31 protein-coding genes are annotated in these 25,177 nt (G+C 62.7%); 14 read left to right on the top strand and 17 right to left on the bottom strand.

The window, feature by feature from the left end:
* Positions 1–56: 56 nt before the first annotated feature.
* Both AB843_RS09185 and AB843_RS09180 read right to left on the bottom strand, forming a co-directional pair.
* Entirely contained in the window at positions 57–1,091 is a 1,035-nt protein-coding gene (locus tag AB843_RS09185) for a glycoside hydrolase family 25 protein (RefSeq protein WP_048646528.1), read from the bottom strand.
* 195 nt (positions 1,092–1,286) lie between these two features.
* Positions 1,287–1,874 (bottom strand): aminoacyl-tRNA deacylase, encoded by a 588-nt coding sequence (locus AB843_RS09180; RefSeq protein WP_244467936.1) that lies wholly within the window; start codon positions 1,872–1,874, stop codon positions 1,287–1,289.
* A 222-nt stretch (positions 1,875–2,096) separates the two neighbouring features.
* Here AB843_RS09180 and AB843_RS09175 point away from each other — a divergent pair, with 222 nt between their 5' ends.
* The gene (locus AB843_RS09175; RefSeq protein ID WP_048646527.1) at positions 2,097–2,831 is read left to right on the top strand and encodes a L,D-transpeptidase; all 735 of its coding nucleotides are present in this window, start codon (positions 2,097–2,099) and stop codon (positions 2,829–2,831) included.
* Positions 2,832–2,904: 73 nt separating this feature from the next.
* Here AB843_RS09175 and AB843_RS09170 read toward each other — a convergent pair whose 3' ends face one another.
* Positions 2,905–3,855, bottom strand: coding sequence for an alpha/beta fold hydrolase (locus tag AB843_RS09170; protein WP_048646526.1), 951 nt, complete (start codon positions 3,853–3,855; stop codon positions 2,905–2,907).
* A 157-nt stretch (positions 3,856–4,012) separates the two neighbouring features.
* Positions 4,013–5,062, bottom strand: coding sequence for an aldo/keto reductase (locus AB843_RS09165; RefSeq protein ID WP_048646525.1), 1,050 nt, complete (start codon positions 5,060–5,062; stop codon positions 4,013–4,015).
* A gap of 169 nt (positions 5,063–5,231) precedes the next feature.
* Between AB843_RS09165 and AB843_RS09160 the strand changes: the two genes are divergently transcribed.
* Positions 5,232–5,702, top strand: coding sequence for a DUF411 domain-containing protein (locus AB843_RS09160; RefSeq protein ID WP_425286808.1), 471 nt, complete (start codon positions 5,232–5,234; stop codon positions 5,700–5,702).
* Positions 5,703–5,727: 25 nt separating this feature from the next.
* A complete protein-coding gene (locus AB843_RS09155) occupies positions 5,728–6,507 on the top strand; it encodes an META domain-containing protein (RefSeq protein WP_048646524.1) in 780 nt (259 codons plus the stop codon).
* Between the two features lie 5 nt (positions 6,508–6,512).
* Here the strand turns inward: AB843_RS09155 and AB843_RS09150 are convergent, their stop codons facing one another.
* From AB843_RS09150 to AB843_RS09110, 10 genes are all read right to left on the bottom strand, one after another.
* The gene (locus AB843_RS09150) at positions 6,513–8,099 is read right to left on the bottom strand and encodes a trimethylamine methyltransferase family protein (RefSeq protein WP_048646523.1); all 1,587 of its coding nucleotides are present in this window, start codon (positions 8,097–8,099) and stop codon (positions 6,513–6,515) included.
* Positions 8,100–8,231: 132 nt separating this feature from the next.
* Positions 8,232–8,708 carry a hypothetical protein gene (locus tag AB843_RS09145; protein ID WP_048646522.1) on the bottom strand — a complete coding sequence of 159 codons (477 nt, stop codon included), beginning with the start codon at positions 8,706–8,708 and terminating at the stop codon, positions 8,232–8,234.
* On the bottom strand, positions 8,678–9,061 hold the full coding sequence (locus AB843_RS09140) for a hypothetical protein (protein ID WP_048646521.1): 384 nt from the start codon (positions 9,059–9,061) through the stop codon (positions 8,678–8,680). The genes AB843_RS09145 and AB843_RS09140 overlap by 31 nt, the downstream gene beginning before the upstream one ends.
* A gap of 10 nt (positions 9,062–9,071) precedes the next feature.
* Positions 9,072–9,536: a hypothetical protein gene (locus AB843_RS09135; protein WP_048646520.1), complete on the bottom strand. Its 465-nt coding sequence runs from the start codon at positions 9,534–9,536 to the stop codon at positions 9,072–9,074.
* 890 nt (positions 9,537–10,426) lie between these two features.
* Entirely contained in the window at positions 10,427–10,912 is a 486-nt protein-coding gene (locus AB843_RS09130) for a hypothetical protein (protein WP_053086115.1), read from the bottom strand.
* On the bottom strand, positions 10,873–11,265 hold the full coding sequence (locus AB843_RS24920; protein ID WP_082143730.1) for a hypothetical protein: 393 nt from the start codon (positions 11,263–11,265) through the stop codon (positions 10,873–10,875). The genes AB843_RS09130 and AB843_RS24920 overlap by 40 nt, the downstream gene beginning before the upstream one ends.
* Before the next feature lie 9 nt (positions 11,266–11,274).
* Complete coding sequence (locus AB843_RS09125) at positions 11,275–11,790, bottom strand: hypothetical protein (RefSeq protein WP_048646519.1); 516 nt, start codon at positions 11,788–11,790, stop codon at positions 11,275–11,277.
* A gap of 232 nt (positions 11,791–12,022) precedes the next feature.
* Positions 12,023–12,445, bottom strand: a complete 423-nt coding sequence (locus AB843_RS09120; RefSeq protein WP_048646518.1) for a hypothetical protein — start codon at positions 12,443–12,445, stop codon at positions 12,023–12,025.
* A gap of 11 nt (positions 12,446–12,456) precedes the next feature.
* Positions 12,457–12,843 (bottom strand): hypothetical protein, encoded by a 387-nt coding sequence (locus AB843_RS09115; protein ID WP_048646517.1) that lies wholly within the window; start codon positions 12,841–12,843, stop codon positions 12,457–12,459.
* Positions 12,844–12,850: 7 nt separating this feature from the next.
* Positions 12,851–13,321 (bottom strand): hypothetical protein, encoded by a 471-nt coding sequence (locus AB843_RS09110; RefSeq protein ID WP_048646516.1) that lies wholly within the window; start codon positions 13,319–13,321, stop codon positions 12,851–12,853.
* Positions 13,322–13,637: 316 nt separating this feature from the next.
* Between AB843_RS09110 and AB843_RS09105 the strand changes: the two genes are divergently transcribed.
* Entirely contained in the window at positions 13,638–14,336 is a 699-nt protein-coding gene (locus tag AB843_RS09105) for a corrinoid protein (RefSeq protein WP_048646515.1), read from the top strand.
* Between the two features lie 40 nt (positions 14,337–14,376).
* Here AB843_RS09105 and AB843_RS09100 read toward each other — a convergent pair whose 3' ends face one another.
* A complete protein-coding gene (locus AB843_RS09100; protein WP_048646514.1) occupies positions 14,377–14,535 on the bottom strand; it encodes an entericidin domain-containing protein in 159 nt (52 codons plus the stop codon).
* 18 nt (positions 14,536–14,553) lie between these two features.
* Between AB843_RS09100 and AB843_RS09095 the strand changes: the two genes are divergently transcribed.
* The 8 genes from AB843_RS09095 (at position 14,554) to AB843_RS09060 (ending at position 22,200) form a co-directional block, all read left to right on the top strand.
* Positions 14,554–15,204 carry a DUF1638 domain-containing protein gene (locus AB843_RS09095; RefSeq protein WP_048646513.1) on the top strand — a complete coding sequence of 217 codons (651 nt, stop codon included), beginning with the start codon at positions 14,554–14,556 and terminating at the stop codon, positions 15,202–15,204.
* Positions 15,205–15,309: 105 nt separating this feature from the next.
* Positions 15,310–15,966: a DUF4893 domain-containing protein gene (locus AB843_RS09090; RefSeq protein ID WP_053086114.1), complete on the top strand. Its 657-nt coding sequence runs from the start codon at positions 15,310–15,312 to the stop codon at positions 15,964–15,966.
* 126 nt (positions 15,967–16,092) lie between these two features.
* Positions 16,093–16,725 carry an exopolysaccharide biosynthesis protein gene (locus AB843_RS09085; protein ID WP_048646669.1) on the top strand — a complete coding sequence of 211 codons (633 nt, stop codon included), beginning with the start codon at positions 16,093–16,095 and terminating at the stop codon, positions 16,723–16,725.
* A 126-nt stretch (positions 16,726–16,851) separates the two neighbouring features.
* Positions 16,852–17,154, top strand: coding sequence for a virulence factor (locus AB843_RS09080; protein ID WP_048646668.1), 303 nt, complete (start codon positions 16,852–16,854; stop codon positions 17,152–17,154).
* Positions 17,141–17,743 (top strand): methylenetetrahydrofolate reductase C-terminal domain-containing protein, encoded by a 603-nt coding sequence (locus AB843_RS09075; protein ID WP_048646667.1) that lies wholly within the window; start codon positions 17,141–17,143, stop codon positions 17,741–17,743. The genes AB843_RS09080 and AB843_RS09075 overlap by 14 nt, the downstream gene beginning before the upstream one ends.
* Complete coding sequence (locus tag AB843_RS09070) at positions 17,740–18,843, top strand: methylenetetrahydrofolate reductase (RefSeq protein ID WP_048646512.1); 1,104 nt, start codon at positions 17,740–17,742, stop codon at positions 18,841–18,843. Before AB843_RS09075 ends, AB843_RS09070 begins: the two co-directional genes overlap by 4 nt.
* 177 nt (positions 18,844–19,020) lie before the next feature.
* Positions 19,021–19,980, top strand: a complete 960-nt coding sequence (locus tag AB843_RS09065; protein ID WP_048646511.1) for a methyltetrahydrofolate cobalamin methyltransferase — start codon at positions 19,021–19,023, stop codon at positions 19,978–19,980.
* A 156-nt stretch (positions 19,981–20,136) separates the two neighbouring features.
* Positions 20,137–22,200 carry an ASKHA domain-containing protein gene (locus AB843_RS09060; RefSeq protein ID WP_048646510.1) on the top strand — a complete coding sequence of 688 codons (2,064 nt, stop codon included), beginning with the start codon at positions 20,137–20,139 and terminating at the stop codon, positions 22,198–22,200.
* Between the two features lie 3 nt (positions 22,201–22,203).
* On the opposite strand, the gene ligD is transcribed toward AB843_RS09060, so the two are convergent.
* Together ligD and AB843_RS09050 are read right to left on the bottom strand one after the other, a co-directional pair.
* Entirely contained in the window at positions 22,204–23,109 is a 906-nt protein-coding gene (gene ligD, locus AB843_RS09055; RefSeq protein WP_048646509.1) for a non-homologous end-joining DNA ligase, read from the bottom strand.
* Between the two features lie 36 nt (positions 23,110–23,145).
* Positions 23,146–24,045, bottom strand: coding sequence for a LysR substrate-binding domain-containing protein (locus AB843_RS09050; protein WP_048646666.1), 900 nt, complete (start codon positions 24,043–24,045; stop codon positions 23,146–23,148).
* 132 nt (positions 24,046–24,177) lie between these two features.
* Here AB843_RS09050 and AB843_RS09045 point away from each other — a divergent pair, with 132 nt between their 5' ends.
* The gene (locus AB843_RS09045) at positions 24,178–24,360 is read left to right on the top strand and encodes a hypothetical protein (RefSeq protein ID WP_048646508.1); all 183 of its coding nucleotides are present in this window, start codon (positions 24,178–24,180) and stop codon (positions 24,358–24,360) included.
* A gap of 536 nt (positions 24,361–24,896) precedes the next feature.
* On the top strand, positions 24,897–25,037 hold the full coding sequence (locus AB843_RS25905; protein ID WP_087587073.1) for a hypothetical protein: 141 nt from the start codon (positions 24,897–24,899) through the stop codon (positions 25,035–25,037).
* Positions 25,038–25,177: the final 140 nt, after the last annotated feature.

The raw sequence follows: 25,177 nt of genomic DNA, 5'->3' as shown, positions 1-25,177 counted from the left end.
CCGTTTTAGGCAAGGATGCCGGCCGGTGCAAACCGTCCCGTCGTCGTCAGCCGCCATTACCCGGAGGTCTTGCCGACCCAGCGCCACCAGGCGCTCTCATCGCCGCGAAACACATTCAGGTCGATCCGCCCGTTGACGCCCTGGCTCAGGCCCGATCCGGAATATTGCCAAAACACCCACTCGCGCCCCGGATAGACTTTTGAGGGATGCTGAGCCACTGCGCGCAGCCAGAACGGATGGTTCGGGAAAGCGCCCTTCAGATTGTCGGCATAGAAATCGGGCGCCGTGTAGATGATGGGCCGCTGGCCGTAATGCCGCTCCAGCCGGTCCATGAAGACTTCCATCTTCTCGATCACGTCGGCGCGCGAAGGGCGGCGCTTGCAGTTCGACAGATGGTTCCACTCAACGTCGATCACCGGCGGCAGCGCGCCCTTCACCTTGGGCACGTTGCGGATGAACCAGTCGGCCTGTTGGGAAGCTTTTCGGCACCAGTAGAAGAAATGGTATGCGCCGCGCTTGATGCCGGCCCGGTTCGCCGCCTCCCAGTTCTTCCTGAACATAGGGTCGAGATGGTCGCCGCCATCGGTCGCCTTGATATAGGCGAAGTTCGCGCCCCGCTCGCGCAGCTTTTCCCAGTCGATGTCACCCTGCCAACGCGACACGTCGACCCCGTGCACCGCGTGGTGCTGCGGCGTCACCTTGCCGAAATTGATCGGCTTCGCATCGCTGAAGCGGCTGCGATAGACTTGGCCGCGCGCGGCAGGCGCCGAGTTCCGCGCGGCGGGCTTCGGGCGCAGGGCCGGTTTCGGCGGCGTGATCAGCGCCACCTGCTCCAGCGCCGGCGCGGATACCCGGTCAGGCTCGGCGATCGCCGTCATGCCGGCCTCGCTGATATGCCCGGCAACACTCTGTTCACCGGCCTGTTCCGGCACCGGCGCCTGCGGTATCCCGACATCAGGCCGCACGACCGAAGCGGTCGTCTCCATCGACGGCTTTGTGATCTGCAGCGCCGTATCGATGCTCGCGCCGCGCGTGCAGGCAGCCAGGCCAAGGCAGATCGACAAGAGTATCAACAACGAAGAAGAACGCATGACGCCCCGACAATCGGCCCAGACGGCATGCGGGCGCGGCGCGCCTTGCCTCTGAGCGAATTTCGATCACTAGCGCAAAGAGGCGAATAAAGTTTGAATCACTGCGTTAACCAAAACGCAATGGCTCATGCTCTGGCCGGTGCGGCGGACAGCACGCCACCCGCCCGCCCGTCCGACGTCTTTACCACGCCGCCCTCATGCGCTGATCCGGCCTCGCGGCATGCCATACATCAAGCGTTCGAATCCCGCGCCGGTCACATGGACGAGCGTGCGGTGGTCGCCGCCTTCGAAATAGATGTCGCGGTCCATCTCCAGATCTTCATCGAGCATCGAGGCGATCCTGTAGGGAACGCCGAAGACCGGCACGGCGCCCTCCTCGCAATCGGGAAACAGCCGCGCCGCTTCCTCTTCGCTGGCAAGCTCCACCTTTTCGCCGACGATCTCGCCGACCTTGCCCAGATCCACCTGGCGCGACGCCGGCAGGACGGCCAGCATATAGCCGCCATCCCATTTCAGCACCACGCCCTTCGCCAGCGCCTTGCCCGGCACATGGCTCACCCGCGCCGTCATCGTCGAATTGCCGGTCCTGGCATGCCTGGCTATGTCGTAGGGGACGTGATTGTCCTCGAGAAATTCATGCATTGTCATCGCGATGCCCATGATCCTGATCCTTTCCACCTTCTCGCGGGCGCGCCGTGTGCGGGCACGCTCCGCCGTTTCCGCCTCGGCGGCCGGCACGATCGGCGCGGACAACAAATCATCGACAAGGCGGCGTCTCGCCATCGCTTGACAGGACCAGCGCCGCGCCAAGCCCTCGGCAGGCCGCCTGCTGGTCATCCAGGGTGTCAGGATACACCCGCGGCCGGCATTGGAAAAGCGGCGGCGCGACATTAGCGCGCGGGTCCCGCGGCGCCACATTTTCGGCCCGTCCCCGTGGCATGGCCGGGCATCGTCGGGCGCCAGCCGCCCCCATCCCAAAACCATTCATCAGACCGGTTGCCGACCATGACGACTTCTCCCTTCGCCCGCCCCGTCTCGCCCGCCGATACGCCGGTGCCGCTGCGCCGCCTTCTGGTCGTCGGCCTGTTGCCGCTCGTCACCGCCGCCTGCACCACGACGCGCTTTGGCGGCGGACAGACGGCAGTCGAGCAATCCTGGCCGCAACGCGCCTACTACACGGAAATGTACAGCGAGATCGACGATGGCGATGAAATCATCGCCGCCCTCGACGTCACCAAGATCGACCGGCAGTATCTGCGCCAACAGATCGACTATCCGACCGACGAGCGCTTCGGGACGATCGTCGTCGACCCCTACCAACGCTTCCTCTACCTGGTGCAGGAAAACGGCCAGGCGATGCGCTACGGTATCGGCGTCGCCAAGGCGGGGCTCGAGTATGAGGGCGACGGGACCATCGGCCGCAAGGCCCGATGGCCCAACTGGGCGCCAACACTGGCCATGATCGAGCGCGAGCCGGAGCGTTACCGGCCGCTCGCTGCCGGCATGCTGGGCGGCATCGACAATCCGCTCGGCGCACGCGCGCTCTATCTCTACAAGGACGGCAGGGACACGCTCTACCGCATCCATGGCACGACGGAGCCCTGGTCGATCGGCAAGTCGGTTTCCTCCGGCTGCATCCGCCTGTTCAACCACGACATCATCGACCTGCATCAACGCGTGCAGCCCGGCTCCAAGGTCGTCGTTCTGGGCCCGGACCGGGCACAGCCGGGCACGGTCTGACCCCTGGATCGGGCAAGAAAAAACCGCCGCGTGCGAGCCGCGGCGGTTCTGTGTTCACAGTGAGCGCCAGCGCCTATTTGGCGCCCTCGACGTGGCTCGCCCAGCTCTTCACCGGGTCGTCATTGTCGAGGAAGGGCAGCACCGTCTCCGCCAGCTTCGGCGAAACGCCGATGTCGTAATGGGTCTGGTTGGGCAGGATCGCCAGCCGGTTCTGCGACATGTTCTCGCGCATCCAGCCGGCATCCTTCAGCCCGCCGCCGAGCAGCTGGTAGAATTCGACGATGTGCTCCGGCCGGTACATGTCGCTGTCGCCATAGACCAGCATCACCGGCATCTTGAGCGTCTTGACGTCGTCGGCGAAATTGTAGGGCTCGCGCATCATCGCGCCCATCCGGTCGAGCAGTTCAGGAAACGCGTTCGGGTCCGGCGCCACCGCCACGTAGGATTCATACATCGGCGTGCCCTTCATCATGTCGGCCATCGCCGCGCCCACCTGCGCCTGCATCGGCAGCATTTCCGGATAGAACCCGTCCTGGGCGAAACCCGCCGAGACCAGAACCAGCCGGCGCACCGTCTCCGGATGCTGCACCGCCAGCCGGAAGGCCACGCCGCCGCCCATCGAATAGCCCATGACATCCACCTGGCTGTAGCCCAGCTCCTTCAGGATGACGGCCATGTCGCCACCCATGTCGGTCAGGCTGATCGGCCGGTCGCCGAGCGCCGTGCGGCCATGGCCGTGCAGATCGACGCTGATCACCTGCCGTTCGCCGGCAAGCATTCCGAGCACCGGGCCGAACATCTCGAGCAGGCCAAGCCCGCCATGCAGCAGCAGCAGCGGTTCGCCCTCGCCGCGAATCTCGTAGTAATAGCTCACGCCATTGGCCATCACATGGCCGCTTTTGCTTGCGGCGGGAATGGCCGATGCAGTGGCTTCCGTGGAGCTTTTTCCATCTTGGGTCTGGCCCATCGCCGGCCCAGCAAGAGCGGCGGCGGCAAACAAGACGATCAGCATTTTCTTCAGCATGTCGGTCTCCGGGATCTGGGGCGGTCGCTGGCGCGCCGCGCTTGACGATGCCCCAAGGACGGCCGATCTGCCCCGCTCCCGACAGGCCCCGCGAAATTTTTGCCCGGAAACGCGAAAGCGCAAGACCGATTGGCTGTTCGGCTTCCCCCCGCCAGGCTCAGAAACAGGGATTGCCGACCCTCTGGTGCAGCCCGTCCACCGCGTCCTGCATCTCCTTGGTCCAACCGACATCGACCGATGAAAGCGCCTCATCGAGCTGGGCAATCGTCGTGGCGCCAATGATGTTGGCGGTCACGAATGGCCGCGAGTTGACGAAGGCATGGCCAAACGTCGCCGGTGTAAGGCCGAAATCGCGCGCCATGGCGTTGTAAGCGGCGAAAACCTCCGCCGCGCCCGGCTTCTCATAGCGCTGCAGGCGGTTGAACAGCGCTTTGCGCGACCCTGCCGGCAGCGCCCCGTGGTCGTATTTGCCGGACAGATAGCCCTGCGCCAGCGGCGAATAGGCCAGCAGGCCCAAACCTTCGCGATGGCACGTTTCGGCAAGGTTCACCTCATAGGCGCGGTTGGCCAGGCTGTAGCTGTTCTGCAGCGAGATGGCGCGCGGACCGACACCCTCGTCGGCCTCGGCGACGTAGCGCATCACGCCCCAGGAGCTTTCGTTCGACAGGCCGAAATGGCGAATTTTCCCGGCCTTCACCAGTTCACCGAAGACCGCCAGCGTTTCGCCGATCGGCGTCTCGTCGGCCAGCGGTTCGGCAAACGCGGTGACACGCATCGGGTTCGAGCCGAACAGCGTTTCCCGGTCCGGCCAGTGAATCTGGTAGAGGTCGATATAGTCGGTCTGCAACCGGTCGAGCGATTTGTCGACGGCGTCGAGTATATCCGCGCGCACCAGTTTCGACGGCCGTCCGCCGCGGAACCAGTCATTGGCCGTGCGGCCGACCACCTTCGAGGCGACGATCGTCCGGTCGCGGTTTGCCCGCGCCTTCATCCATGTGCCGACGAACCGTTCCGTGCGCCCCTGGGTCTCCGCTTTCGGTGGTGTCGGGTAGAGTTCCGCCATGTCGAGAAAGTTCACCTCGCGCTCGGCGGCCAGGTCCATCTGCGCGTGGGCCTCCTCCTCGCTGTTCTGTTCACCGAATGTCATGGTTCCGAGGCAGATTTGCGAGACCATCAGGTCGCTGCGTCCAAGATGGCGCTTTTGCATGAATAAAACTCTCCGGATGCTGAAATGCGGCACGAATGCACCGTGCAACGCATCATAAACGCGGATGCCCGGCAGGCAAGCGCGCCGCTTGCATCGACGGCCTTGACCTTCCAGCAAGGAGAAGCCTTAACATCGTTCCGCATCAGCGCCACGCCGCACCGATCAGGAGATGACCATGGGTCTGAAAACCGCTCTCGCCGCCACGCTTTTCGCCTTCGCCGCCTTGGGATCCGGCGCCACCTCCAATGCCGCCGAGGGGCGCTCGATGACCATCTGGAAAACGCCGTGGTGCGGCTGCTGTCACGAATGGGCGGAAGAAATGCGCAAGGCCGGCTATGCGGTCGAGATCAACGATCTGGAAGACCTGACGCCGGTCAAGCGGCAGGTGGGCGTGCCCGCCGCCATGGAAGGCTGCCACACAGCGGCAATCGACGGCTATTTCCTGGAAGGCCATGTGCCGCTCGAAGCCATCGACAAGCTGCTTGCCGAGCGCCCGGCGATTGCCGGCATCGCCACGCCCGGCATGCCGCAGGGATCGCTTGGCATGGGCAACGATCCACTGGCCCGCTACGATGTCTTTGCTGTCTCGGCCGACGCCAATTCCGCCCCATTCGTCTATTATCGCGCCGGCGCACAATAGGAATCCTGACCTGAAGGAGCGCTTCATGCCCGTGCCGTCATCGCCCATTCTCCGCAGCCTGCTCGTCATGCTGGGCATGATCGTCATGTCGTCCGCCCAGGCGGATGAAAGCGCGACGCTCCGCATCACCGGAGAGCTGACCTACAGGCAGCGCATAGCGTTGCCGCCCGACAGCCTCGCCGTGGTCGAGATTCGCGCCGCCGACGCGCCGGAAGGAGCCTCGGTGCTGGCCGAAACACGCCTCGAAACCGACGGCCGCCAGGTGCCGATCCCGTTCACTCTTGACGTCGAGCGGGCGCGGTTCGAACCCGGCAAGACCTATCTCCTGCGCGGCGGCATCTTGAACGGATTGCAGGCCGGCAGGATCAGCGATCCGGTGCTGGTCGACACCGGCGCGAAGGACATCAAGCTCGGCGACGTGCTCCTCAAGCCCTACAAGGCGCCGCCGCCCTTTGGCCTCGTCGCCCTGAGCGATGTCATCGGCGTCGAATGGCGGGGCGAGGACATCGACCGGGGCGGCATCATCGACAGTTCACAGGTTACCTTCACCTTCGGTGAGGACGGCCGCATTGCCGGCCGCGCCTCGTGCAACAGCTACAGCGCCGGCTGGACGGAGAAGGACGGGACACTTGCGATCAGCCGGGCCGCATCGACACAGATGGCCTGCGCCGAGGCATTGATGAACCAGGAGCACAAGTTTCTCGAAATACTGGCGGCTGTCCGCCACCTAGCCATGACGGCCGATGGCGCACTGGTCCTGCAGTCCGCCGACGGCCGCACATTGAAGGCGCGGCGCATCGACTGACGGTATCAGGCGAAGGCGTCCTGCATCGATTCCTTGCGCCTGGCGACGAAATCCGTCAGGCCGTCCTCGATTCCCTGGTCCAGCTCGGGCGCCTGATACATTTCCAGCCAGTTGCGCGCCAGTTGATTGGCCCGCTGATGCGCCGCCTTTTCGCCTTCCGCCGCCCATTGCTCATAGGAATTGTTGTCGGCAATCGAGGAGCGGTAGAAAGCCGTCTGGAAATTCGCCTGGGTGTGCGCGCAGCCGAGATAATGGCTGCCCGGCCCCACTTCGCGAATGGCGTCCATCGCCTGGCCGTTCTCCGACAGGTCGATCGGCTCGCAGAAGCGCTGCTGCATGCCGAGCTGGTCGACATCCATCATGAATTTCTCATAGGAGGAGACCAGCCCGCCCTCCAGCCAGCCCGCCGCGTGCAGGACGAAATTGGTCCCGGCCAGAACGGTCGAGTTGAGGGTGTTGGCGCTTTCATAGGCGGCTTGCGCATCGGCGGTCTTGGCGCCGGTCAACGAGCCGCCGGTGCGGAACGGCAACCCGACGCGCCGCGCCAGCTGCGCCGCGCCATAGGAGACGAGCGACGGCTCGGGCGTGCCGAAGGTCGGCGCGCCCGACTGCATCGAGATCGACGAGGCGAATGTGCCGAAAAGCACCGGCGCTCCGGGCCTCACGAGCTGCGTGAAGGCGGCGCCGGCCAGCACCTCGGCCAGCACCTGCGTCAGCGTGCCGGCAACCGTCACCGGGCTCATGGCGCCGGCCAGAATGAAGGGCGTGATGATGCAGGCCTGGTTGGCGCGGGCATAGACCTTGGCCGCGCCCAGCATGGTCTCGTCGAACACCATCGGCGAATTGGCATTGATCAGGTTGATGACGACGGTGTTGTTGTCGACGAATTCCTCGCCGAACAGGATCCTGGCCATCGCCACCGTGTCTTCCGCCCGCTCGGGCGCCGTCACCGAACCCATGAACGGCTTGTCGGAATAGCGCATATGCGCGAACACCATGTCGAGATGGCGCTTGTTGACCGGCACGTCGACAGGCTCGCACACCGTGCCGCCCGAATGGTGGATCGACGGCGCCATGTAGGCGAGTTTTACGAAATTGCGAAAGTCCTCGATCGTCGCATAGCGGCGATTGCCCTCCAGGTCGCGCACGAAGGGTGGCCCGTAGACCGGCGCGAAGACGGTCGCATCGCCGCCGATCTCGACGGAACGGGCGGGATTGCGCGCGTGCTGGGTAAACACGGACGGCGCCGTCTTCATGAGTTCACGGCACAGGCCCTTGGGAAAATGCACCCGATCGCCCTGCACGTCGGCGCCGGCCTCCTTCCACAAAGCCAGGGCTTCGGCGTCGTCGCGAAACTCGATGCCGATCTCTTCCAGCACCGTGTCGGCATTGGCCTCGATCAGGGCAAGCCCTTCCTCGTCCAGCACTTCATACGGCTTTATCGCCCGGCGGATGTAGGTAAGTTGCTCACCGGGGCCTCCGCCGCTGCGCGTCGCGCGCCGCGCAGCGGCGCCGCCGCGTTCGCCTCTGCCAGCAGGTGCCCGCCTCGGCTCGCCGCCTGTCTCTTCATCCGCGGCTGCAGTCATAACCATATTTGAAGCTCTCTCGCTGAATTCGCCGAAGACGAACGATCGAGCAAATCCTAGCGAATCCGGTTGCGACAGCCGTTCCGCGAGCGGCAAAGCGTGTCGCAACCGGGGCGAATCCGCACGCGGCAGCGCGGCCTATTTGCGGTCGCCAGTGCTCCATTCATCGCTGCCGGCCCATTCGGCATTGAGCGGAGCGCTGTTGCTGGAGCGAGGATCGAGCCCACGTTCCAGCATCTTGACCTCCAATTGCAGCCGTCTCAGCTCCAATTGATAAAGCCGATCGCAATTGAGCCGCGTCGGTCGTTGTCCGAGCGGAATCACGAGCCGACCGTAAGCGGCCAACGAGCTGCTGGAATTGGTTCCCAAGCCGCCGCCGATCACGCCCGAATCGACAAAAGCGCCGGAACCGGACATCGCCGCGCGGCAGGTGGTGCCATCCGCGGCGCGGATTTCGTCAAAACCGTTCGGTGAATGAACACCGGGCAATGTAATGCCGGTCTGGTTCTGGTTGACGATGTAAGCGCGGTCATTCGCAAGCCCCGCCGCACCCGATAGAGCGACAAACAGGCCAGCCGTGACGGCTACCTGCGCCGCGCGATGAATTTTCCACATACCTGCCCCTTTACACGCACTTCCTGATTGGGGAAGGGAACGCTCTCCGTGCAGATGCGCACGCGGCGCTCCCGTTCCCCTTCGAAGCCGACCACGACGAGAACGGGTCGGCTGGCGTTGCCGCCAAGCAGCATTTCGGAAGGTGAAACCCGCGCCTCAATCGGCTTGAAATCCGAGTCATAAACCCGCACGGCAACCTTGACACGGTGGTTATACGGGTTGCGGGAGTAGATACGCACGGCGAATTCATCCGTAAAACTGGTGACTTCGCCACGCATCGGGGTCATAGACTGTCCCGCCGTCGGCGTTGCTACCGCCAGCGCGATAATCAACGCGAGAACACCTTCCTTCATGCTGTTTTCCTTACTCGCAGGTTACCGTGACGTCCGCCGCATAAGCACCGGCCGGGAACGCACCGCCAGTGGAAGTCGCGACGAGATCCACTTCGAGGGTGGTCGTCCCCGCGTTAAGCGCCGTAAGTGTCGCACCGGGGCTCCGCCCGGCCGTGGTGACGCCATCAGCGGTATAGAACGACGCGAAGGTCGCGGCGGCACCGCCCGGCGCTGCGCTGAATGCGGCCGGAGCGGCGGTTGACACGCTCAGACCACCTGCCGTCGCGAGGATCGTCGCACGACCGGACGAACCGCCGGCCTCCGTCGAGCTCAGCTCGCTCAGCGCGGCATTGGCTGCCAGTGTACCGGCCGCGTCGATGGTGATGCTGCAGCCATCCAGGATGTCACCGTTGAACTGCATGTCACCGCTCGCGGCGAAGGCCGAAGTGGTCATCGCGGCCAGCGAAATGCCAGCGACCAGAAGGAACTTATTCATAATTTTCTCCGTAGTTTTTGAACGGCCGATAGGAGCCGCGAAGCAACATCTCGTTTAGTTGACACAAAGAGTCAACTATAAAATCTATTACATTTAAATTCATCGATACATTATAGTTATACATGCAAAGTTATGCTTCATACATAATATAAATAACAAAATTATTCTTTATTAAAAGAATTCTATTTGCACTTCTCGCGCCCAGGCACGACCGGGCGGCACTGCGGATCATTTGCGGCCGCAATTGCTTCAAGCGCCGTCTCCCGCTCCTGCTGCGGCGGCCTTCGGCGACGACGTCCAGGGTGGCTGGAAATTCATCCGGCGAATTCTGGTTCATGACACCGGCCTTCGATGTCCGCGGCCCGCGCAGTCGGCACGGGATTCTCCATCACATCGTATTCAGCCAAGCGGTGCTGAACGGTCAGCGAGCATCGAAGCATGTCGCAGACAGAGCGATAGAGCGGGTATACCAGGGACCAATGACAATGACCGATCTGATGAGACAGGGCGCTCCGCTGGCTAGGCGCGCTGCGCAGGGCGATGCGGGGCATCGTCCAAACAGCGCAACGACGTCCAGGAGTTCGTCCTGTCCCATCCGAAGGGCCGGGCTCTCACATGCTCCTGAGCCTGCCGAAGTGGGGGCGGCGTTGCGCCGCGCTGACGATGCAAAGGCATCGCGGCGCGCGGGCCGCGTCCGGACTCCGCGCCCGCATCTTCACCCGCGGCCATGATCATCGTCATAGTGAATGCTCTCTCGTCGGGTCCGTCAATCACGGACGGTCGAGAAGAATCCTAGCGTCTGTGGCGGCAACGGTCGTTCCGCAAGCGGCAGCGCGTGTCGCAAGCGGAGAGCCAGTGCATGCGGCATCAGCAGCCGCGGCATATCAAGGTTACTTTCGCTCGCCCGCGCTCCACCCCGGACCCTGCGCCCACCCGCCGCTCATTGCGGAATCGGCGGGAAGGCCGGCGGCAGGGCGCTGATTGAGCCCACGCTCGAGCAGGTCCACCTCAAGCTGCAATCGCCGAAGCTCAAGCTGGTAGAGACGGTCGCAATCCAGCCGTCTTGGCCGCTCTCCGAGAGGAACTACGAGCCGGCCATAGGCAGAGAGCGTGCTGGTGTTTCCGTTGAGGCCGCCGCCGATCACGCCGGAATCCATATAGGCGCCGGAACCAGACATCGCCGAACGGCAACTTGTGCCATCCGACGCTCGAACTTCATCGAACCCGTTTGGTGAAACCACCCCAGGCAAGGTTATCCCGGTTTGATTCTGATTGACGAAAGAACCGCGATCCGACGCCTGCGCGCCACTGCACAGCAGCCAGGCCACGACGCCAGTCATCGTAATAAGCGGTGCCGGGCGATAAATCGTCCACATACCTGGGTCCTCACACTCATTTTTGTACCCGGGAATGGAATACTTTCCGTGCATACGCGCACGCGCCGTTCCGCCTGTCCTTCAAACCCGACGACAACCAGCACGCCGCGGGACGCTCCCCCGCCCAGAGACATCTCTGGAGGGGAGATCCGAGCCGCGACGGGCTTGAAGTTCGCATCGTAGACCCGCACAGCGACGTCGATGCGCCGTTTGTAGGGGTTGCTCGGAAAAACGCGTATGGCGAACTCATCCGTGAAACTGGTGACTTCGCCACGCATCGGCGTCATGGATTGCGCATCTGCCGAAGACGCACTCGCAAACACGGCAAGCGCCGCAAGAAAACGCGTTTTCATGGCGCAACCCTACTCGCAGGTTACCGTGACATCGGCCTGATAGGCTCCCGACGGGAAAACAACCCCTGTAGTTTCCGCCGTCAAGTCTACCGACAACTTGGTATAACCATGTCCTAGTGCAGAGATGACAAGCCCCGGCACATTGGCCAAAGACGTGGCACCCGTCGCGGAATAGCTTGAAGAGAACGTTGTCGGGCCAACGCCGGCCGGTGACCTCACAAACGCAGAAGGCGCAGCAGTCGAAACATTGAACCCACGTCCGGTCGTAAAGATGTCCACTCGACCTGCGCCGCCGCTGCCGGCCTTTGAGCTCAACTTGAAGAAGCCCTCGGCCGCCATGACCCCCGGAGAATCCAGCGTTATGGTGCAGCTGTCCTGAACCTCGCTGTAGAACGGCACCGACTCCGACGCCGCATACGCAGGCGCCGCGCAAGCAAAGGATGAAGATAAAAGTCCAAATAATATAGAAACTCTGCTTTTCATTTTAATCTCCAAATCTAAATCAATTTGGAGCGCGTAATCCATTGCAGAATCAGAGTCAATAAATATATTCGGATATATTATCAGTCATATCTATATAAAAACTCATATAAAAAACAAACATTAAAATCATATCAAAATATAAACTACATTAAGCAAAGTCATGAAGTATGTTACTTAGAATCATATTTATAATTATACAATAATCCAGAAAAAATATACGATAACAAACATCTTTTGCTCGAGCCCCTCGTTCAGACAACAGATTTGGCAGCCCTCAACGCCTGTCCTTGTTCGTCCAGCCATCATCGCTCGCCCAAGCGCCGGCGGCGTTGGTCGCGGCGCGTGGATCGAGCCCCTGCTTGAGCAGCCGCACTTCCAGTTCAAGCCGCTGCAGCTCCAGCTGATAGAGCCGATTGCAATTGAGCCTGGGGGGCGTCTCGCCAAGCGGCAACACCAGCCGCCCATAGGCGGAGACCGAGTTGGACGAACCGTTGAGCCCGCCGCCGATGACGCCGGAATCAAGATAGGCGCCGGATCCCGCCATCGATGATCTGCATGTCGTCCCATCAGCGGCGCGGACCTCATCGAAACCGTTCGGCATGACAACCCCCGGCAGCGTGACACCGGTCTGGTTCTGATTGACGATATACCGATCATCATTGGCAAGGGTCGCCGGTGCGCCCGCCAGAAGCGACATGACAAGCGCGCTCAATCGGCACGCCGTGCGATGAAACGACCACATATCTGGGCCCTTATCTTGGTTTGATGACTCGGAAACGGCGTGCTTTCCGTGCAGATGCGCACGCGTTTTTCCTTCGTGGAGCCGAATTCGACTTCAACCAGGACCGGACGCGAATCCCTGCTGCCGAGCATCATTTCAGGCGGCGAGACGCGCGCAGCGACCGGCATGAAATCGGCATCGTAGACGCGCACGGCCACGCGGATACGATGGTTGTAGGGATTATAGGGGCGAACCCGGACGGCAAAAGCGCCGCCGAAGCTCGTGACCTCACCGCGCATCGGCGTCATTGATTGAGCCGAGGCGTGCGTGAGTGCGGCGGAAAATCCCGCCGCAATCAGCAACAGAATGCGCATCGGCCGGCTACTCGCAGGTCACCGTAACCATGGCGGAATAGGTGCCGGCTGGAAAATGACCTGCCGATTTGGTCGCCGTGAGGTCAACGTTGAGATTGGTCAGGCCGAGACCGAGGGGTGATGTCACGTTGCCGACAATATCAAGCAGTGACGTCACGCCACTGGCGCTGTAGGCAGAAGACCAGACCACGGAATCGTCGCCGCCGGCTGGAGCGCTGGTGAAGGCGGCTGGTGCGGCCGTTGAGACATTGAAACCCAGGCCGGTGGCCAGAATGGTCGCTGTGCCGGCGATGCCGCCGGGTTCTTCCGAGCTCAACACGGTGTAGCCGGGATTGGCGACAAGCGTGCCCGGCGTGCCGATCGTTATCAGACACGTCGATAAAACCGAGCCGTTGAAAAGGACCGAGCCGTCCACGGCGCCTGCCGAAGACGTGGAAATGGCGACAAGAAATACGGAGAATAGAGGGGCTTTACCCATGACTCTGCTCCTATTCGGTAAGCAGACAAGCCCCCACTAGACGGCATATACCATGCCTCACGCTTCATTAATTTTTTGCTAACCAAACCGCTCGACTTTGGCTAAGAGTTGAATTGCCTTCTCTTGCTGCTGGGCCTGGGCGAAAACATGTTCCCATAATCCGCTGCAAACGGAAAAACCCATCATTTCCAGTCGCTTTCTTATTGCAGGACGTCGCAAATCAGCTATGGGAACACGGTCATGCCGGATTAAGTAACCTGAATGCGTACGCCGGTGGGCCAAAAGCCCGTGCCAGTGCCACGACAGGAGCCAGACAATGTCAGACGACGAAATCATCCTATCCGAGCTCCCCGACGACGAACTCGTGCAGCAGATGCACGACGATCTGTATGACGGGTTGAAGGAGGAGGTGCAGGAAGGCACGAATATTCTTCTGGAGCGCGGCTGGGTGCCCTACGACGTGCTGACCCAGGCACTGGTCGAGGGGATGCGCATCGTCGGCGAGGATTTCCGCGACGGCATCCTGTTCGTTCCCGAAGTGCTCCTGTCGGCCAATGCGATGAAGACCGGCATGAACATTCTGCGCCCGCTCCTGGCCGAGACCGGTGCCCCCAAGCAGGGCAAGATGGTGATCGGCACCGTCAAGGGCGACATCCACGATATCGGCAAGAACCTGGTCGGCATGATGATGGAAGGCGCCGGCTTCGACGTCATCGATCTCGGCATCAACAACCCGGTCGAAAAATACCTGGCGGCGATCGAGGAGCATCAGCCGGACATCATCGGCATGTCGGCGCTGCTCACCACCACCATGCCCTACATGAAAGTGGTCATCGACACGCTGAAGGAAAAGGGCATCCGCGACGACTTCATCGTGCTCGTCGGCGGCGCGCCGCTGAACGAGGAGTTCGGCAAGGCCGTCGGCGCCGATGCCTATTGCCGCGACGCGGCCGTGGCCGTTGAGACCGCCAAGGAACTGGTCAAGCGCAAGCACAACATGGCCGCCAGCGCATGACTCCGCAGGCGGGCGGGTTGACCGCTCGCCAAACCCGTCCTTATTGTGCGGCCCGGGAAACGTTGCGTCCGGCGCTCTGGGTCGCATCGACCGCATTGGCCGCATCGTGTCCCACGCCGCGGATCGTGTTGGCACAGCCCGCGGACAGTCCGGCAATGGCAATCACAATGGCCAGGCGGGAAAAAACGGAAAATGTCATGATCTGTCTCCCTTAGAGATGGTCCGCCCCGGAAGGAACGGCAGCGCTACGGTGCAACAACGCGTGACATCGCAAAAAGTTCTGGTCATCGCCTGCGGCATGATTGCCCGCGAGGTGCTTGCCGTGCGCGATCGCCTCGGCTTCGATCATCTCGAACTGACCTGCCTGCCGGCCGAGTATCATTATTATCCAGACCGGATTGCCCCGGCAATGGACAAGGCCATAACCGAAGCCAGGGCCGCCGGGTATGGTCAGATCTTCGTCGGCTACGCCGATTGCGGCACTGGCGGCCTGCTTGACCGCGTCTGCGAGAAGCATGGCGTGGAGCGCATTGCCGGGCCGCATTGCTTCGCGTTCTATCAGGGCCTCGACGCCTTCAACGAGACGGCGGAAGACGACATGATGTCATTTTACATGACCGATTTCCTGTGCCGCCAGTTCGAGGCTTTTTTTCTCAAACCGCTTGGGCTCGACCGGCATCCGGAACTGATCGAGGATTTTTTCGGCAATTACGAGAAGCTGGTCTATCTGGCGCAGACCAACGATCCGGCGCTGGACAAGGTGGCCGAGGACGCTGCCCGCCTGCTGGGCCTCGTCTATGAGCGGCGGCAAACCGGCTATGGCGATCTGACGGCCGCGCTTGACCAGGCATCCCGCATCGAGGGGTGATCGCCCGACCTTCTGCCATCAACTCGTCGCCATCAACTCGGCCCTTCGCCACGAAATGGTTACAAAGCCTATGTTTGTATCTGATCCCTTGCAGAGGAAGCCTCAATGTCCCGCATCCTGACCACTGCTCTGGCCGCGACTCTTCTGGCCGCGCCCCTGCAGTTCGGCACCGCAAAAGCGGCCGACGGACCCATGTCCATCGTCCAGCAGAAACTCGAGATGGACATTGCCGGGTTCGACAAGGATTCGGTGCTGCGCGACATCACATATCGCGATGCGGCGCGCCTTGACGCCTTCGACGCGATCCGCGGCAAGGCCGTCACCGAGGCAAGGCAAGGCGGCAGCGCCGGCGATGTCGCCACGCTCGACGAGCTCAGCGCCCGCCCCGCGCAATCCTTCGATGGCTTCGATCTGACGGGCGACTGGCAATGCCGCACGATCAAGGTCGGCGGCATTGCCTCTCTCGTTGTCTATGACTGGTTTCGTTGTCGCGTCACCGACGATGGATCCGGCTGGTTTCTGGAAAAACTCAATGGTTCGCAACGCACCGAAGGCCGCTTCTTCAATGATGGGAACAAGCGGCAGATCTATCTCGGCGCCTTCTTCGTCGCCGGCGACCCCAAGCCGCGCTATGGCGCCGGGCGCGAAACCGATCAGGTCGGCTATGCCTTGCGCGACGGGCAACATAGCTGGCGCATCGAATTTCCGGCACCGGTGTACGAATCGAAGCTCGATATTCTCGAGTTCCGCCGCAAACCGTGACATGGCCACGCCGGTGCGGTCTTGCGGCTTTTGTCATGAAGGCTTAATCGCAAAAAGAGAAGAGTGCCCGTCAGGCCGAACGAGATTCGGCGTCTACAACAGGGCTGCGCGATGAAAGCGGAGGGCATGGACTTGGACACGGTGTCGGGCGCGCCGCCCGCGGACAATCCCCCTCGCCGCCTGTCGCGCATTTTCCAGGATCTGGCCGACAGTGCCGGTGAGAGGGTCACGGTCGCCGAAATCCGCCAGGCGCTCGGCGACCGCAGTTTCGCGACGCTTCTGGTTTTTTTCTCGTGCCTCAATCTCCTGCCCTTCCCGCCGGGCAGCACGCTGATTCTCGGCCCTCCGCTGGTCATCATCGCCATGCAGATGGTGCTCGGCAATCGCACCACATGGCTGCCGCGCTTCGTCCTCAACAAGGCGATCGGTGCCGACAAGTTCCGCCATATGAGCGATAGGCTGATCCCGCGGCTGGTGTGGATCGAGCAGCTGATCAAGCCACGCTACTGGCCGTTCGCCCGCAATCACGCAGATCGCGCCATCGGCATGATCGCGCTGGTCCTGGCGATAGCCGTGACGCTGCCGATCCCGCTCGGCAACTGGTTTCCCGCCTTCTCCTGCGCCCTGATCGGGCTCGCCCTTTCGGAGCGCGATGGCATTCTTCTCGGCATCGGCGCCTTCTGCGGTGTGCTGTCGCTTCTTGTAATCGCCGCCGTTGTCGGCGCGGCAAGCGTGCTTGCCGGCGTCGTCATACCCTGATCCCGGCTTCACCGCTGCGAATTGCATTTTTCACCACGTCGCATTTGAATGCGCGCGCGTCGCCCCACAACAAGCGGCGGCTCCGCGCATGCGGCAATGCTCGAAATCAAGGAAGGACAAGCGCTTATGGCCAATCTGATCGTTGTTTACTGGCGAGATATCCCTGCCCAGGTGATCGTCAAGAAGGGCCGCCAGACCGCCAAGCGCGAATTGCCTTTGCGCTTCACGGAAGCGATCGACATGTGCGCCATGCGCGTCGGCGCGCGCGACACGGATGCCTACTTGGCCGAGTGGCGACGCGGCGAGCCGGTCGAGGTCGGCGACGATCTGGAAAGCGAAGCCGAGAAGGCCTTCCTCGAAATCGACCAGAAGTTCAACCCGGAGCGCCTGAAGGCGCTCGTCAAGGCAGGTGGGCATGTCAGGGAATGAGGCGCAAAAGACTTCCGCTCCGGCGGTAACCCAGGCGACGCTGGTCAAGAAGGCGCGCGGCAAGCTCGCCTACAAACCAGCCGACGTGTCGCCGCAGCGCCGCCTCCAGCGGCGCTACACCATGCGCCTCTGGTCGGTGCGTCACGCACGCTTCCTGGAATGGGTCTATGCCCGCTTCGCCGACCTGTTCCTGATGCTGCATCCATTCTGGAATGCAATCGGCTATGCCCGCGCCGAAAGGCCGGTGAAATTCGTCGAACGGCACGTCAAGGGCCTGATGTTCGATTGCCGCATGTGCGGCCAGTGCGTGCTGTCCTCGACCGGCATGTCATGCCCGATGAACTGCCCGAAGCAATTGCGCAACGGTCCCTGCGGCGGCGTGCGCGCCAACGGTCATTGCGAGGTCGAGCCGGACATGCCCTGCGTCTGGGTCAAGGCCTGGGAAGGTGCCCAGACGATGCGCGCCAACGATGCCATCCTGGCGGTGCAGAAACCGGTCGATCAATCGCTGCGCGAAACCTCCGCCTGGCTGCGCGTGACGGCGCTGGCCGCCCATGAGCGCAAGAACACATCCGGGACCGCTGCATGACCACACGTCCGCCGCAGATCGACGAGAATCCGGCAGGCGTCGATCTGCCGCTGGAGCCCCTGCCCGGCCATTCCTCGCGCGGCAGGCTCGAGCGCGTGCTCAGGCGCGGCGAGTTCGCCGTAACCGCCGAACTGAACCCGCCCGACAGCGCCAACGCGCAGGATGTCTACGAGCGCGCAGCTGTCTTCGATGGCTGGGTCGACGGCATCAACGCCGTCGATGCGTCCGGCGCCAATTGCCACATGTCGTCGCTCGGAATCTGCGCGCTGCTGACCCGCATGGGCTACGCGACGATCATGCAGATCGCCTGCCGCGACCGCAACCGCATCGCCATCCAGGGCGACGTGCTGGGTGCCGCCGCCATGGGCGTCGGCAACATCATGTGCCTGACCGGCGACGGCGTTCAGGCGGGCGACCAGCCGGGCGCCAAGCCGGTCTTCGATCTGGACTGCATGTCTCTGCTCGAAACCGTGCGCACCATGCGCGACGAGGAGAAATTCCTTTCCGGCCGCAAATTGTCGACGGCGCCGGCAGTCTTCCTCGGCGCGGCGATCAATCCGTTTGCCCCGCCCTATGATTTCCGGCCGCTCAGGCTTGCCAAGAAGATCGCCGCCGGGGCGCAGTTCGTGCAGAGCCAGTATTGCTACGACGTGCCCATGCTGACGGAGTACATGAAGCGCGTGCGCGATCTGGGGCTCATCGAGAACTGCTTCATTCTGGTTGGCGTCGGGCCGCTGGCCTCGGCCAAGACGGCCCGCTGGATCCGTTCGAACGTGCCGGGCGTGCATATCCCCGATTCCGTGGTCAAACGCCTTGAGGGCGCCGAAAACCAGAAGCAGGAAGGCAAGCGCCTGTGCATCGACATCATCAACGAGGTGAAGGAGATCGACGGCATTTCCGGCATCCATGTGATGGCCTACCGCCAGGAGGAGTATGTCGCCGAGATCGTCCATGAATCGGGCGTCCTCAAGGGACGGCGCCCGTGGATGCGCGAAGCGGGAGCCGACGATGCGCTGGTCGCCGAAAGGCTCGACCACATCCTGCACGACAATGCCAGCGAGAAGCCCGTCGACATGGTCAAGAATGCGAATAGCGAATAGCGAATAGCGAATAGCGAATAGCGAGCGGTTCCATGGGAAATCTGAACAGTCAACGCATTTGCCCTATTCGCTATTCGCTACTCCCTATTCGCAAATTCCCCATTCGCTCGGCATCCCAAGTTGCAACATATCAAATAACCATATAAAGAAGTCTTTATATCCTTTGGAGGACAGTGAATGACCCGTACCATCGTCGCCTCGGCCAGCAAGGAAGTCGTGATCGGCTTCGACCAGCCCTTCTGCGTCATCGGCGAGCGCATCAACCCGACCGGCCGCAAGAAACTCGCCGCCGAGATGGTGGTGGGCAATTTCGAGACGGTGAAAAGGGATGCACTGGAGCAGGTTGCCGCCGGCGCGACCATGCTCGACGTCAATGCGGGCGTCACCGCCGTCGATCCCAACGCCACGGAGCCGGCGCTGCTGGTGCAGACCCTGGAGATCGTCCAGAGCCTTGTCGATGTGCCGCTGTCGATCGATTCGTCCGTTTCTGCGGCCATCGAGGCGGCGCTGAAGGTCGCCAAGGGCCGTCCCCTCGTCAACTCGGTCACCGGCGAGGAGGAAAAGCTGGAAGCCATCCTGCCGCTGATCAAGAAATACGATGTGCCGGTGGTGGCGATCTCCAATGACGAGACCGGCATTTCCGAGGATCCCGACGTGCGCTTCGAGGTGGCGCGCAAGATCGTCCAGCGCGCCGCCGATTACGGCATCCCCGCCCACGACATCATCGTCGACCCCCTGGTCATGCCGATCGGCGCGATGGGCACAGCGGGCAAACAGGTTTTCGCTCTTCTGCGCCGCCTGCGCGAGGAACTGAAGGTCAACACCACTTGCGGCCTGTCGAACATCTCCTTCGGCATCCCGCACCGGCACGGCATCAATGCAGGTTTCATTCCGATGGTCATCGGCGCCGGCATGACCAGCGCCATCATGAATCCCTGCCGCCCGCAGGAAATGGAGGCGGTTCGCGCCGCCAACGTCCTCAACGGCACCGATCCGAACTGCCAGACCTGGATCATGACCTATCGCGACCACAAGCCGGCCGCTTCGGGTGCTGACAGCGCCGGAGCCACGGCTGCGCCGGCCTCCGCCGGCGGCCGCCGGCGTGGTGGGCGCGAAGCAAGGCGTGCGCAGGGCTAGTGCAACGCTTCAGCTGAAATGAAGGCTTCGCATTCATTTCAGCTGAAGCAAAGTTGCCCTAGATTCAATAATTTAGTGGCCTGCTTGTCCCGTCCAAACCTATCGGTTTGGCTGGGGCAGGACACTAGGCCCGGCCACGCCGCAACGAGCTGAGATATGGCTGCAACACATCCCGAGGACCACCTCGTCCTCTTCATGCCCTCCGGCAAGCGCGGACGCTTTGCCGCCGGCACGACCGTGCTCGATGCGGCGCGCCAGCTCGGCGTCTATGTCGAGAGCGTTTGCGGCGGACGCGCCACCTGCGGCCGCTGCCAGATCGAGGTGCAGGAAGGCCATTTCGCAAAACACAAGATCTCGTCATCGAAGGACAGCATCTCGCCCGTCGGGCCGAAGGAGGCGCGCTATGCCGAAAAGCGCGACCTGCCGGCCGGCCGCCGCCTCTCCTGTTCGGCGACCATCGAGGGCGACCTGGTCGTCGACGTGCCGCAAGACACCGTCATCAACGCGCAGGTGGTGCGCAAGGACGCCGACACCCGCGTCATCGAGCGCTTTCCCGCCGTCCATCTGTGCTATGTCGAGGTCGAGGAACCCGACATGCACAAGCCGCTCGGCGATCTCGACCGGCTGAAAATGCAGCTGCAGAAGGACTGGGGATTCGGGCGCATCGAGACCGACGCCTATCTCCTTCCGCTGGTGCAGCAGATTTTGCGCGATGGCAACTGGACCGTCACCGCCGCCGTCCACCAGGACGAAGACAGCGACACGGCCCGCCTCATCGCCCTGTGGCCCGGCCTGAAGAATGAGGCCTATGGCCTGGCCTGCGACATCGGCTCGACCACCATCGCCATGCATCTGGTGTCGCTCCTGTCCGGCCGCGTCGTCGCCTCCGCCGGCGCATCGAACCCGCAGATCCGCTTCGGCGAGGATCTGATGAGCCGCGTCTCCTATGTCATGATGAATCCGGATGGGCGCGAGGCGATGACCCGCGCGGTGCGCCAGGAGATTTCCAAGCTGGTGCAGAAGGTCGCCGGTGACGGCGGCGTCGAGCGAAGCGACATCCTCGACAGCGTCTTTGTCGCCAATCCGATCATGCATCACCTGTTCCTCGGCATCGACCCGACCGAGCTCGGCGGCGCGCCCTTCGCGCTGGCCGTCTCCGGCGCGGTGAAGATGAAGGCCGACGATCTGCGCCTGAAACTCAATCCGGGCGCACGCACCTATCTGCTCCCCTGCATTGCCGGCCATGTCGGCGCCGATGCCGCCGCCGTGACGCTGTCGGAAGGCCCGCACCGGCAGGACCAGATGATGCTGATCGTCGATGTCGGCACCAATGCCGAGATCGTCCTGGGCAACCGCCAACGCGTCGTCGCCGCCTCATCGCCGACAGGCCCCGCCTTCGAAGGCGCAGAGATTTCCTCGGGACAGCGCGCCGCCCCCGGCGCCATCGAGCGCGTGCGCATCGACAAGGAGACGCTGGAGCCGCGCTACCGCGTCATCGGCTCCGAGCTGTGGTCCGACGAGCCGGGCTTCCTCGAGGCGGTCGGCGAGACCGGCGTCACCGGCGTCTGCGGCTCCGGCATCATCGAGGTGGTGGCGGAAATGTATCTGGCCGGCATCATCTCCGAGGATGGCGTGATCGACGGCGCGATGGCAGCCAGAAGCCCGCGCATCGTCGCCGATGGCCGCACCTTCTCCTATGTGCTGGCCGAGAGCGAACCGCGCCTGACCATCACCCAGAACGACGTGCGCGCCATCCAGCTCGCCAAGGCGGCACTCTATGCCGGCATCAAGCTCCTGATGGAAAAGCAGGGCGTCGAGACGGTCGATGTCATCCGTTTCGCCGGCGCTTTCGGCTCCTTCATCGACCCGCAGTACGCGATGGTCCTGGGTCTGATCCCCGATTGCGAACTGGAGAACGTCTCGGCGGTCGGCAACGCCGCCGGCACCGGCGCGCGCATGGCGCTGCTCAACCGCAATTTCCGCCGCGAGATCGAGGAAACGGTGCGCCGGATCGAGAAGATCGAGACCGCGCTGGAACCGAAATTCCAGGAGCATTTCGTCTACGCCATGGCGCTGCCCAACAAGGTCGACCCGTTTCCGAAACTCGCCGAGCAGGTGGCGCTCCCGCCGCGCAAGGTGCTGGAAGACGATGGCGGCGACGGCGGACGGCCAAGACGCCGCTCGCGCGAGGAACGCGACGCACGCCGGCAGCGTGGATAAGGATTAGTCCGCGCCCGCCGCGTGAAGCATCTTTTTCGTGATCGACTGCCGCCATTCTCCGCTCTCCGCCCACGGGTCGGGTGCGGCAAGGCGTGCTTCCATATCGCCGATATGAAACCCGTTGGCGGTCTTCAGAAGCTTGAGTTCGCCCCATGAGACCGGCGTCGCCACCGGCGCGCCTTCCCTCGCCCGCGTGGAATAAGGCGCAATCGCCGTCGCCGAGCGCTCATTGCGCAGCCAGTCGACGAAAACGCGCCCTTCTCGCTTTGCCTTGGACGCCTGCGCCAGAAAGCGCTCCGGCGCGTCCTCCGCCAGACGCTCGGCGAAGGCACGCGCAAACCCCTTCACCGCCGGCCAGTCCGCGCGCCGCTCCAGCGGCGCGACGACATGGATGCCCTTGCCGCCGGTCACCAGCGGCACGGAGTTCAGGCCGAGTTCCGTCAGTCGGTCGCGCACTGTGACCGCCGCGTCCCTGACGCTGGCGAACCCCAGATCCTCGTCGGGGTCGAGATCGAAGACCAGCCGGTCGGGCGCTTCAAGGCGGTCGATGCGCGATCCCCAGATATGGAACTCCAGAGCGCTCATCTGCACGGCGGCGATGACGCTCGCCAGATCGCTGATATAGAGATACTCGTCCTTGCCGCCGTCCTTCTCGGCAATCTCCAGGCGTCCGACGGCCGTGGGAAATCCCTTGCCGCCATGGCGCTGGAAGAAACAGGGATGATCCTGCCCGTCCGGGCAGCGCACAAGGCTGACAAGACGGTTCTGCAGGTGCGGCAGCAAACACCCGGCGACGCGTTCATAGTGGCGGGCGAGGTCGGCTTTGGTGATCCCGGCCTCGGCAAACAGCAGCTTGTCCGGGCTCGACAGGGAAATCCCGCCGATCTCGATGCGCTGATGGTCGTTCATGCCCGGCCTCCATCCTTCAAGCCCGTTCGGCGCCGCTCAGAAGCGGCCGGTCTCGCTGAACAGCTCGAAGGCCGCCTGGATGTGCTCTGCCGCCGCCCGCACCGGCGCCGATGCGTCCGGCGTAACGATCATGCCGATGTGATAGTTCCCGAGCTGCGGCAGCCCATCCTTCGGTCCAAGCTCGACCAGATCGTCGCGCAGGAAGGATTTGGGCAGCGGCGCGACCGCCAGGTCGGACAGGATGGCCGCCCGCTGGCCGGCCGTGTGCGCGCTCATATAGGCGACCCGATACTCGCGCCCGTGCTTCGACATGGCGCTGAGCGCACCGGCGCGCCAGGCGCAGCCCTCTTCCCACAGCGAGACCGGTAACGGTTCGCGCAGATGCGCGCAGCCTCCCTTGGCGCCCGCCCAGACAATCGGCTCGGTGAAGACCACCTGCACCCCGGCATCGACGATGCCGTCCGAGCACGTCAGGAGCGTCAGGTCCAGTTGCCGATTGGCCATGCGCTTGCGCAGATTGACGCTCTGGTCGATCACCACATCGACGGCGATGGAAGGATGCGTCTGCGCAAAGCGCTTCAGCACGCTTGGCAGCACCCGCTCGCCGAAATCGTCCGGCGAACCCAGCCGCACGATGCCGCTGATGTCGGGCATGATGAATTTCGACACCGCCTCGCGGTTCAGCGCCAATAATCGGCGCGCATAGCTCAGCAGCATTTCGCCGTCGGCCGTCAACGATACGGAACGCGCATCGCGCGCGAAGACCGAGCGCCCGAGCAACTCTTCAAGCTTCTTGATCTGCATGGAAACGGCGGAGGGTGTGCGGAAAACGGCATTCGCGGCCGCCGTGAAACTGCCCGTTTCGGCGATGGCCACGAAGGTGCGTAAGACATCCAGCTCCAATAAGGGCATCGGGTGATTGAGTGGTGCGTTCAAGGTCGCCTCCAGATTCAAAAACTTTGAACAAAAAGATCATTCAATTGCGTTTGATTGAACATCAAGCTTGCCGCATAGTCAAGATCACAAGGCAACGATCATAGGTGCCGCAACAGAACCAGGAGAAGAGAGATGACCGTCTTGACCCATTTCAACCGCTATTTCCGCCGCTATCGGCAGGCAATCAACAAGCGCCGCACGGAGCGCGTCATCGGCAGCCTGCCGGCGGAAATCCGCAAGGATATCGGCTGGCCGAGCCAATACACCCAGATGCAGCCCGACGACCTCGGCGATCGGAGCGTCGTGCGCTTTTGACCCGCGACGAGCAAAACCAGCAGAAAACAGGAGCGCGTTTGACAATGACCGCAGCAAAAGTCTGGCAAGCGATAAGGGCATTCCTCGTCGAATACGACACGATGATGGACCATGCCCGACATGGACGTCCGAACCCTCGGCGTGACGAACGCCAAGACAAGGATCCCCGATAGTTTGATGGACACGAGGACAACGACCCCGATGCAAGCGCCCGCCAGCGGCAGCATGGAATGAACGGCTCCGACGCAAGCGCCGGAGCCGATTTTCCCAGTCTGATTGCCGTTAGAGCGCCATGCGTCCATTCGGACGCATAAAGGACGCTCTATCTCTTTGCTGTTCCGCATTTATGCGGACATCAGGTGAAACCACCTGGCTGCAGAATGCTCTGATGTCGCATTTCCCGCTGCGCGCTTCGCATTTTCCGCCTCGCAGACGCCTTTCACCGGGTATTGTGCACTGCAATAACGAGCGACCCCAATCCATCACGCATGTGAAGGCGCTCGGTGAGAGCCGAAGTCTTTCGATGGAGATGCAAGATGAAATTCCTGACCCGCTTCATACGCCGCAGCCAAAAGAGCAACCCGACCACCGTTTTCGCCCGTCAGCGGCTCGGCCGCACCATGCCCGGCGAAACCGGCGCGCTCGCCGCCTCCCGCCTCGGCTTCCTTATCAGCTGAACCATTCGGTCCAGCCGAACCGCCAGCGCCGCGTGGGCAACCGCCGCGGCGTTTCGCGTTGCCGGAAAGCGCCTTGAAAAAGTCTCCCGCTGCGCGGCGAATGCATTGACAGGAAACGGCTTTCCTGATGACGCTTTGAC

The organism is Nitratireductor soli, assembly GCF_001050155.1.
Lineage (GTDB): Bacteria > Pseudomonadota > Alphaproteobacteria > Rhizobiales > Rhizobiaceae > Nitratireductor > Nitratireductor soli.
The sequence above is the reverse complement of the archived record's forward strand: the minus strand, read 5'-3'. Positions and strand labels throughout refer to the sequence as shown.

Bases quoted from the DNA above. Each gene is read 5' to 3' on its own strand.
- AB843_RS09180 (WP_244467936.1), bottom strand. From the start codon at position 1,874: ATGGCGAGACGCCGCCTTGTCGATGATTTGTTGTCCGCGCCGATCGTG.
- AB843_RS09110 (WP_048646516.1), bottom strand. From the start codon at position 13,321: ATGGGTAAAGCCCCTCTATTCTCCGTATTTCTTGTCGCCATTTCCACG.
- AB843_RS09070 (WP_048646512.1), top strand. From the start codon at position 17,740: ATGACCACACGTCCGCCGCAGATCGACGAGAATCCGGCAGGCGTCGAT.
- AB843_RS09170 (WP_048646526.1), bottom strand. From the start codon at position 3,855: ATGCTGAAGAAAATGCTGATCGTCTTGTTTGCCGCCGCCGCTCTTGCT.
- AB843_RS09160 (WP_425286808.1), top strand. From the start codon at position 5,232: ATGACCATGGGTCTGAAAACCGCTCTCGCCGCCACGCTTTTCGCCTTC.
- AB843_RS25905 (WP_087587073.1), top strand. From the start codon at position 24,897: ATGAAATTCCTGACCCGCTTCATACGCCGCAGCCAAAAGAGCAACCCG.
- AB843_RS09145 (WP_048646522.1), bottom strand. From the start codon at position 8,708: ATGTGGAAAATTCATCGCGCGGCGCAGGTAGCCGTCACGGCTGGCCTG.
- AB843_RS09080 (WP_048646668.1), top strand. From the start codon at position 16,852: ATGGCCAATCTGATCGTTGTTTACTGGCGAGATATCCCTGCCCAGGTG.
- AB843_RS09060 (WP_048646510.1), top strand. From the start codon at position 20,137: ATGGCTGCAACACATCCCGAGGACCACCTCGTCCTCTTCATGCCCTCC.
- AB843_RS24920 (WP_082143730.1), bottom strand. From the start codon at position 11,265: ATGAAAACGCGTTTTCTTGCGGCGCTTGCCGTGTTTGCGAGTGCGTCT.
- AB843_RS09100 (WP_048646514.1), bottom strand. From the start codon at position 14,535: ATGACATTTTCCGTTTTTTCCCGCCTGGCCATTGTGATTGCCATTGCC.
- ligD (WP_048646509.1), bottom strand. From the start codon at position 23,109: ATGAACGACCATCAGCGCATCGAGATCGGCGGGATTTCCCTGTCGAGC.
- AB843_RS09130 (WP_053086115.1), bottom strand. From the start codon at position 10,912: ATGTGGACGATTTATCGCCCGGCACCGCTTATTACGATGACTGGCGTC.
- AB843_RS09105 (WP_048646515.1), top strand. From the start codon at position 13,638: ATGTCAGACGACGAAATCATCCTATCCGAGCTCCCCGACGACGAACTC.
- AB843_RS09165 (WP_048646525.1), bottom strand. From the start codon at position 5,062: ATGCAAAAGCGCCATCTTGGACGCAGCGACCTGATGGTCTCGCAAATC.
- AB843_RS09075 (WP_048646667.1), top strand. From the start codon at position 17,141: ATGTCAGGGAATGAGGCGCAAAAGACTTCCGCTCCGGCGGTAACCCAG.
- AB843_RS09175 (WP_048646527.1), top strand. From the start codon at position 2,097: ATGACGACTTCTCCCTTCGCCCGCCCCGTCTCGCCCGCCGATACGCCG.
- AB843_RS09125 (WP_048646519.1), bottom strand. From the start codon at position 11,790: ATGGATTACGCGCTCCAAATTGATTTAGATTTGGAGATTAAAATGAAA.
- AB843_RS09115 (WP_048646517.1), bottom strand. From the start codon at position 12,843: ATGCGCATTCTGTTGCTGATTGCGGCGGGATTTTCCGCCGCACTCACG.
- AB843_RS09095 (WP_048646513.1), top strand. From the start codon at position 14,554: ATGGTCCGCCCCGGAAGGAACGGCAGCGCTACGGTGCAACAACGCGTG.
- AB843_RS09150 (WP_048646523.1), bottom strand. From the start codon at position 8,099: ATGGTTATGACTGCAGCCGCGGATGAAGAGACAGGCGGCGAGCCGAGG.
- AB843_RS09140 (WP_048646521.1), bottom strand. From the start codon at position 9,061: ATGAAGGAAGGTGTTCTCGCGTTGATTATCGCGCTGGCGGTAGCAACG.
- AB843_RS09185 (WP_048646528.1), bottom strand. From the start codon at position 1,091: ATGCGTTCTTCTTCGTTGTTGATACTCTTGTCGATCTGCCTTGGCCTG.
- AB843_RS09065 (WP_048646511.1), top strand. From the start codon at position 19,021: ATGACCCGTACCATCGTCGCCTCGGCCAGCAAGGAAGTCGTGATCGGC.
- AB843_RS09135 (WP_048646520.1), bottom strand. From the start codon at position 9,536: ATGAATAAGTTCCTTCTGGTCGCTGGCATTTCGCTGGCCGCGATGACC.
- AB843_RS09045 (WP_048646508.1), top strand. From the start codon at position 24,178: ATGACCGTCTTGACCCATTTCAACCGCTATTTCCGCCGCTATCGGCAG.
- AB843_RS09155 (WP_048646524.1), top strand. From the start codon at position 5,728: ATGCCCGTGCCGTCATCGCCCATTCTCCGCAGCCTGCTCGTCATGCTG.
- AB843_RS09085 (WP_048646669.1), top strand. From the start codon at position 16,093: ATGGACTTGGACACGGTGTCGGGCGCGCCGCCCGCGGACAATCCCCCT.
- AB843_RS09120 (WP_048646518.1), bottom strand. From the start codon at position 12,445: ATGTCGCTTCTGGCGGGCGCACCGGCGACCCTTGCCAATGATGATCGG.
- AB843_RS09090 (WP_053086114.1), top strand. From the start codon at position 15,310: ATGTCCCGCATCCTGACCACTGCTCTGGCCGCGACTCTTCTGGCCGCG.